Genomic DNA, 6,710 nt, shown 5'->3' on the forward strand with positions numbered 1-6,710 from the left:
GCCGGTCACTTCCGGGCGGCCATCAGGTCGTGAGTCAGGACGGTCAGCTTGCCGATCAGGTTGCTGATATCGGAGCCCTTGCACGACCATTGCGTGCCGACCGCCTCGCCATCGGCCGAGACGGAGACGACCGCCACCGAGCGCAGGCGACCCTCGCGGGCCAGGGCCAGCTGATCCTGCAGCACGGCGATGATCGACGCGGTGTCCTCGTCCACGACCGCGGGCGCGATATGCGCCGGGAACGGCACGACCGAACTCGTCATCGTCTGCTCTCGCTTCATCTCGCCGATCCCTTCGGTAGCATCCTCGGGCCCCGGCGTGCGCATCAGCTTTGTGCAGAGTGTGGCAGCTTGTCCGTGTCCCGCGATGTCCTGGACGTGTGTGGCGACGATGCAACGGTCTCGGCGCGGCTCCGGACCGCGCGGCGGCACGAGGCGCCGGGCTCCGCGGCGCTTCGTTACGAGGGGGCCCCGCCGAGCGGGGCGCCCCCGGAGGTCGTCATCCTCAGGCGGCCTTGCGGCCCTTGCGCTCGCGCTCGGCCATGGCGCCGGGCTGGCCCAGGCCGATCGCCTTGGCGAGGGCGGAGCGCTGCTCGGCGTAGCTCGGCGCGACCATCGGATAGTCCGCCGGCAGGCCGTAGCGGTCGCGGTAGCTGCGCGGATCCAGGCCGTGGCTGGTCAGGTGGCGCTTCAGCGTCTTGTAGGTCTTGCCGTCGATGAAGCTGACGATCCCGTCGTGCCGGACCGACTTGCGGATCTGGGCCGCGCTCGGCTTCTCGACCTCGGCCTGCGGAACCGCCCCGATCTCCGCCGTCAGAGTCCCGGTGACGAGCCCGCTGATCGCGCCATGCACGCGCGCGATCAGGGCCGGAAGCTCCGCGGCCGGCACCGGATTGTTCGACACGTAGGCGGCGACGATATCGCCCGCCAGCTCGATGAAGTTGGAGTTGGGCCCTGTGGTTTCTTCTGACACTGTAAGATTCCTGGTGTGCCCCTCGCCCGGGATCTGCTACTTTTGAGCACTGAATGCAAGTTACAAAACCGTTGGCGGGCCGCTTCCGGTGCATGATCGGGGTGCTCGCCGCGGAGATCGGCCGACCATTTCTGGCGATTTTCGGCGGAGTATTTCCGGGCGCCGTCCGAGTCGGCCTATCGACTGCGGTAGAGTTTCCGCTCTGCAGAACGACCAGAACGTGCATCTGGCGGACTTGAAGTCGGCCCGGGCCGGCCGATGGGTGTTTCCGCCGTCATCCGCGGTGACGCGGCGCCCCGGTCGTGGCATGGCGCGGCCATGCTGATGCTCGCCCTCCTCATCGCCCTGCTGGCCGTCGTGGTCGCCATGTTCGTGCTGCGGCGGTGGACCGGGCGGCTGGCCTCGCTCGCGACGCTCCTGGCCGGAGCGATCATGGTCCTGTGGCTCGCCGAGGTCGGCCTGCTTCCCGGAACGCAGGGCCCGTTGACGGCGTACCGCCCCCTCGTGCCCGGGCTCGACCGGTAACGGTTCGGTAAGCGTACCGGCGGAGCATGGGGTATGCCCACGCTCTCCGCCCCGCGCCTGCTCACGTTCCTGGTGTCGGCCGTGCTGATCGGCCTCGCCGTCGCCAGCCTCTACACGCGCATCCCGATGGTCGGAAAAACCGTCGTGGCGCACCGGCAATGGTTCTTCATCGGCGCCTACGCCCTGCTCGCCCTCGGGGTGACCACCCGCAGCCTGTAGTGGACCGCGCCGCGGTCCGTTCGCCACCGCGCGCCGCGCCGAGGAGGCCGGAATGGCCCTGAAGACCACCTACCTCGTGCAGCCGTTCGAGCTGCACCGGAATCGCCTGCGGCCGGCCCGTCAGGAGCCCGCGCAGAGCGAGTTCGGCGCCCTCAAGAAGGCGGAGGCGCTGGCCGCCCGCATGCCGGGCGCGGCGGCGCTCAGGGTCGTGGCCGACGACGAGACCGGGGAGCTCGAGGGCGTCACGATCCTCGGCCAGTTCGGGACCGTCCCGGACGATTTCGCCGAGAGCCTGCTGGGGGGCTGAGGCGGCCCGCGGGTCCCGGCTTACATCCGGCTGCGTCTGGGGGTGCGACACGGGCGACCTCCGATTGCGGCCCTCCGGAAACTACGTAGAAACAGCGGAGACAGATCCTTGCGAGCTCCGGCGCTCGCCGAGCTCGCATCCGTGCCCCGCTATTTCATCGACCTCCACGACGGCGCCAACTTGGTTCGCGACCGCGACGGCTTCGATCTTCCGGATCTCGCCGCGGCGCGGGCGCAGGCGGTGCGCATCCTGACGCGGCTCGCGCAGGGCTTGACCGATCCGATGGAGCGGCAGGATTACGTGCTCGCCGTGCGCGACGAGCAGGGCGCGGTCCGCCTGCGCCTGCGGCTCTCCTACGATGTCGAGGGCGGCTGACGGCCCGGCCGCGCGCGGGTCGGGAAAGCGGGAGATCGCATGCGACGCTCAACAGGTCTGACCGGCCCGCTCGTGGCGGCGCTCCTGCTGCTCGTCGCCGCCGGGCCGGCAGGGGCGCAGACCGCGCCGCCCCCGCCCACGGGATCCGCCGCGGCGACGGCCGACAACGCCGTGCTGCTGACGGTCTTCCTGCGCCACGACCAGTCCCGCCCGCTGGCGGAGCTGAACGCGCAACTCGCCAAGCAGGGCTTCTACAAGGCCTTCCCGCCGCCGGGCATCGAGGTCGTCTCGTGGAACGTCGTCATGGGGATCGGGCAGATCATCGTCCTGCGGCTGCCCGCCTCCCGCCTGCGCGAGGTCAACCGCGTCCTGGAGGACACCGCCTGGGGCGCGTACCGGACCGAGTTCTTCCCGACCTACGATTACAGGGCCGTGGGCCTCGCGGAGCACGAGAAGGTGCGCTGAGACCGTCCCGGCCGCCTCAGGCCGGAACCGCGCCGCCCGGACCGACCGGCCCGAGATCCAGCGCGTCGTCCCACAGGTAGGGGTGGCCGAGGCGCTTGGCCGCGTACATCGCCGCGTCCGCCCGCTCCACCAGGGCCTCAGGCCGGGTGGCGTGCAGGGGCGCGCAGGCCACGCCGATCGCCGCGCCGATGCGGATCGGCGATCCGGTCCCGAGATCGTACGGCTCGGCGAGGCGCGCCTGGAGGCGCAGGGCGAAGCCGAGGGCCGGCGCCGGCGCCGCGTCGCCGAGCAGGATGGTGAACTCGTCGCCCCCGAGCCGCGCGGCGCAATCCCCCGCGCCGAGCGCCGCCCGCAGGCGCTCGGCCAGGTGTCGCAGGAGCGCGTCGCCCACCGCGTGCCCGTGGCGGTCGTTCACCGGCTTGAAGCCGTCGAGGTCGAGGCACAGCAGCGCGCAGGGCGCGCCGTCGAGGTCGGCCAGGGTCCGGTCGAGCCGGGCCGCGAACAGGTGGCGGTTCGGCAGGCCGGTCAGCGGGTCGTGGTGGGCCATGTAGCGCAGGAGCGACTCCGCCCGGCGGCGCTCGGTCACGTCCTCCCACAGGGCGGTCCAGCCGCCGCCGGCCTGCGGGTGCAGCGTGATCGCGACCTGGCGCCCGTCCGCGAGCGTCTGGACCACGGCGTCGGTCGCGCCCCGGGCGAGGAGCCGCCGCCGCGCCGCCCAGAGGCCGCAGGGATCCCGGTCGGCCGGGACCGCCCCCGCGGCGCTCGCCGCGCCCACCGCCCGGGCATGCATGCCGGGCCGGATCCGGTTCGCGGGCGGCCCGAACAGGCGCCGGAACCCGTCGCTCACGAACAGCAGCCGGTCGGCGGAATCGAACAGGCACAGGCCGTGCGGCAGCGAGTCCAGCGCCTGGACGATGCCGGGTCCGAGCTTGCGCCCGCGGCCGAGCCCGTCCTGGCGCCGGGCGCAGGCCGCCTGCCGGTGGCGCCGCGCCAGCCTCGTCGCCGCCCTGCCCGCCTCCGCCGCCATGGCCGGTCCCCCGAAACGCCCGACAGCGTCGTCGGGCGATCGCCGGAACGTGCCGGCTCGGAAATTAGTCTCCGGTCTTCATAGAATGGGATTCCTTTCGCCAACCTTGACGAAAGTCGTGCGCGTTGAGCGATCTTCGCGGAGATTGACCATCCTCAAGTTGAGGTGGTGATCGCGGCGCGCGAACTCTGTCGGTCGACGGGTCCGCGCGGTCGGGCCGCGCCGACGTCCCGGGGGGCGCCGCGCGGCCCCCGGGACGACGTCTATCGGCGGCGCGTCAGGGCGCGTCGTGCGGGCCGTGATGGCCGTCGAGCACCGTGTCGCTGGTCGGGACCGTCGCGGCGACGGCCTCGGCGCGGCGGATGTCGGGCGCGGTCGCCTCCTCCACGAAGGCCGCCACGGCCTCGCTCAGCGGCAGCGTGCGGGTCTGCTGGCTGCCGAGCCGTCGGATCGAGACCGTGCGCTCCTCCGCCTCGCGGCGACCGAGCGCCAGCAGCACCGGCACCTTGGCGAGCGAGTGCTCGCGGACCTTGTAGTTGATCTTCTCGTTGCGCAGATCCGCCTCGACCCGCAGGCCGGCGCGCTCCAGGGTGCGGATGACGTCCCGGGCGTAGGGATCGGCCTCGCCGGTGATCGTCGCCACCACCACCTGGACCGGCGCCAGCCACAGCGGGAAGTGCCCGGCGAAGTGCTCGATCAGGATGCCGGTGAAGCGCTCCATCGAGCCGCAGATCGCCCGGTGGACCATCACGGGCGGCTTCCGGGCGCCGTCGGCGTCGATGTAGAAGGCGCCGAACCGCTCGGGCAGGTTGAAGTCCACCTGCGTGGTCCCGCACTGCCAGTCGCGGCCGATGGCGTCGCGCAGCACGTACTCGAATTTGGGCCCGTAGAACGCGCCCTCCCCCGGGTTGACCGCGGTCCGGATCCGGCCGGCCGACTGCTCCTCGATCTGCGCCAGCACGCGGGTCATCACGTCCTCGGCGTGGTCCCAGAGGGCGTCGGAGCCGACGCGCTTCTCGGGCCGGGTCGAGAGCTTCACGACGATCTGGTCGAAGCCGAAATCCGCGTAGGTCGAGAGGATCAGGTCGTTGATCTTCAGGCACTCGTCGGCGAGCTGGTCCTCGGTGCAGAAGACGTGGGCGTCGTCCTGCGTGAAGCCGCGCACGCGCATCAGCCCGTGCATGGCGCCGGACGGCTCGTAGCGGTGGACGATCCCGAACTCGGCCATGCGCAGGGGCAGGTCGCGGTAGGATTTCAAGCCGTGCTTGAAGATCTGCACGTGGCCCGGGCAGTTCATCGGCTTGAGGGCGAACCAGCGCTTGTCCTCGGCCTCCTCGCCCGCGGACTGCGCGGCGAACATGTTCTCCCGGTACCAGCCCCAGTGGCCGGAGGTCTCCCACAGGGCCTTGTCGAGGATCTGCGGGGCGTTCACCTCGGCGTAGTCGCCACGCAGGCGCCGGCGCATGTAGGCGATCAGCTCCTGGAAGATCGTCCAGCCCTTGGCGTGCCAGAAGACGACGCCCGGCCCCTCCTCCTGGAAGTGGAACAGGTCCATCTCGCGGCCGAGCCGTCGGTGGTCGCGGCGCTCGGCCTCCTCCAGCCGGTGCAGGTAATCGTCGAGATCGGCCTGGTTCGCCCAGGCCGTTCCGTAGATGCGGGTCAGCATCGGGTTGTTCGAGTCGCCGCGCCAGTAGGCCCCCGCGACCTTCATCAGCTTGAAGGCGGTGCCGACCTTGGCCGTCGAGGTCATGTGCGGGCCGCGGCAGAGGTCGAACCAGTCGCCCTGGCGGTAGATCTTCAGGTCCTCGCCCGGCGGGATCGCGTCGACCAGCTCGACCTTGAAGCCCTCGCCCTTGCCGGCGAACAGCGCCCGCACGTCCTCGCGCGTCCAGACTTCCTTCGTGAAGGGCGCGTCGCGCGCGATGATCTCGCGCATCTTCGCCTCGATCTTCGGAAAGTCCTCGGGCGTGAACGGGGTCTCGCGATGGAAGTCGTAGTAGAAGCCGTTCTCGATCACCGGGCCGATCGTGACCTGCGTCTCCGGCCAGAGCGCCTGCACGGCCTCGGCGAGTACGTGCGCGCAGTCGTGCCGGATCAGCTCCAGGCTGCGCGGGTCGGTGCGGTCCAGGAACTCGATGCGGGCATCGCGGTCGATCGGGTCGTCGAGGTCGGCGACCGTGCCGTCGAGCGCCATGGCGACGGTGCGCTTGGCCAGCGACTTGGCGATGCCCTCGACCACGGCCCGGCCGGTCGTGCCGGCGGCGATCTCCCGCGTGTTGCCGTCGGGGAAGGTGAGAATCGGCATGGTACGAGCGTCTCCGGGCTCAGTCCTGCATACGGGGCAGGTAAGCGGTTTCGAGGGAGCGGCCGTGTAGACCGATTTCTCGGGCGAGGGAACAACGGTGCGGCGCAACTTCACGCATCCCTGCCCTTCGTCCGCCGTTCGGGTGCGCGCGATCGTCCCCGCGCGCGCGTGGCGCCGGGGGCATGGCCCGGGAGGCGAGCACGAGGGACGCGGGACGCCGCGGGAACCCAGGTGTCGGCCAAGTACGCGCGGGATCCGATCCCCGCGGCGCCCCGCGGCATCGGCCGGGCATGGTCCCCGGCCGGTGCCGTCTGTCTCGTCGCGGCGTCTCCGACGTCCCGGTCCTGCGACTCCCCGTTAGCGGTCTCTGTCGAGGTGCGTGCACGCCGTACTCGCACGCCGTGCCCGCACCTCCGGAACCCGCATCGGCGCCGTGGCCTTCCAGCCGTCCCCCGCCTCGTAGTGGGCGGGTCCGCAGGTCGCTCAGGGTCGGCCCAGAGGCGGGTCGGCGCGGG

At 71.6% G+C, this 6,710-nt stretch carries 9 protein-coding genes; 5 read left to right on the forward strand and 4 right to left on the reverse strand.

Going from position 1 to position 6,710, the window contains the following annotated elements:
* Positions 1-5: 5 nt before the first annotated feature.
* Together C4T42_RS22390 and C4T42_RS22395 are read right to left on the reverse strand one after the other, a co-directional pair.
* Complete coding sequence (locus tag C4T42_RS22390) at positions 6-281, reverse strand: hypothetical protein (protein WP_026605251.1); 276 nt, start codon at positions 279-281, stop codon at positions 6-8.
* Positions 282-504: 223 nt separating this feature from the next.
* Positions 505-972 (reverse strand): MucR family transcriptional regulator, encoded by a 468-nt coding sequence (locus C4T42_RS22395; protein ID WP_020095185.1) that lies wholly within the window; start codon positions 970-972, stop codon positions 505-507.
* 318 nt (positions 973-1,290) lie between these two features.
* Between C4T42_RS22395 and C4T42_RS22400 the strand changes: the two genes are divergently transcribed.
* From C4T42_RS22400 to C4T42_RS22420, 5 genes are all read left to right on the forward strand, one after another.
* Positions 1,291-1,497 (forward strand): hypothetical protein, encoded by a 207-nt coding sequence (locus tag C4T42_RS22400; RefSeq protein ID WP_026605250.1) that lies wholly within the window; start codon positions 1,291-1,293, stop codon positions 1,495-1,497.
* 33 nt (positions 1,498-1,530) lie between these two features.
* Positions 1,531-1,716 carry a hypothetical protein gene (locus tag C4T42_RS22405; RefSeq protein ID WP_012318898.1) on the forward strand — a complete coding sequence of 62 codons (186 nt, stop codon included), beginning with the start codon at positions 1,531-1,533 and terminating at the stop codon, positions 1,714-1,716.
* Between the two features lie 52 nt (positions 1,717-1,768).
* Positions 1,769-2,023 carry a hypothetical protein gene (locus C4T42_RS22410; protein WP_020095183.1) on the forward strand — a complete coding sequence of 85 codons (255 nt, stop codon included), beginning with the start codon at positions 1,769-1,771 and terminating at the stop codon, positions 2,021-2,023.
* A gap of 141 nt (positions 2,024-2,164) precedes the next feature.
* Positions 2,165-2,398, forward strand: coding sequence for a hypothetical protein (locus tag C4T42_RS22415; RefSeq protein WP_026605249.1), 234 nt, complete (start codon positions 2,165-2,167; stop codon positions 2,396-2,398).
* Between the two features lie 39 nt (positions 2,399-2,437).
* Entirely contained in the window at positions 2,438-2,863 is a 426-nt protein-coding gene (locus C4T42_RS22420) for a hypothetical protein (protein WP_026605248.1), read from the forward strand.
* Positions 2,864-2,879: 16 nt separating this feature from the next.
* Here C4T42_RS22420 and C4T42_RS22425 read toward each other — a convergent pair whose 3' ends face one another.
* Entirely contained in the window at positions 2,880-3,890 is a 1,011-nt protein-coding gene (locus C4T42_RS22425) for a sensor domain-containing diguanylate cyclase (protein ID WP_020095180.1), read from the reverse strand.
* Between the two features lie 277 nt (positions 3,891-4,167).
* Positions 4,168-6,195 carry a threonine--tRNA ligase gene (thrS, locus tag C4T42_RS22430; RefSeq protein ID WP_020095179.1) on the reverse strand — a complete coding sequence of 676 codons (2,028 nt, stop codon included), beginning with the start codon at positions 6,193-6,195 and terminating at the stop codon, positions 4,168-4,170.
* Positions 6,196-6,710 lie beyond the last annotated feature (515 nt).

This window comes from Methylobacterium sp. 190mf (genome assembly GCF_900107945.1).
In the GTDB taxonomy this organism is placed as follows: Bacteria; Pseudomonadota; Alphaproteobacteria; order Rhizobiales; family Beijerinckiaceae; genus Methylobacterium.

Excerpts from the sequence above, each read along its gene's own strand:
- C4T42_RS22390 (WP_026605251.1), bottom strand. The coding sequence starts at position 281 with ATGAAGCGAGAGCAGACGATGACGAGTTCGGTCGTGCCGTTCCCGGCG.
- C4T42_RS22400 (WP_026605250.1), top strand. The coding sequence starts at position 1,291 with ATGCTGATGCTCGCCCTCCTCATCGCCCTGCTGGCCGTCGTGGTCGCC.
- C4T42_RS22405 (WP_012318898.1), top strand. The coding sequence starts at position 1,531 with ATGCCCACGCTCTCCGCCCCGCGCCTGCTCACGTTCCTGGTGTCGGCC.
- C4T42_RS22410 (WP_020095183.1), top strand. The coding sequence starts at position 1,769 with ATGGCCCTGAAGACCACCTACCTCGTGCAGCCGTTCGAGCTGCACCGG.
- C4T42_RS22420 (WP_026605248.1), top strand. The coding sequence starts at position 2,438 with ATGCGACGCTCAACAGGTCTGACCGGCCCGCTCGTGGCGGCGCTCCTG.
- C4T42_RS22425 (WP_020095180.1), bottom strand. The coding sequence starts at position 3,890 with ATGGCGGCGGAGGCGGGCAGGGCGGCGACGAGGCTGGCGCGGCGCCAC.
- thrS (WP_020095179.1), bottom strand. The coding sequence starts at position 6,195 with ATGCCGATTCTCACCTTCCCCGACGGCAACACGCGGGAGATCGCCGCC.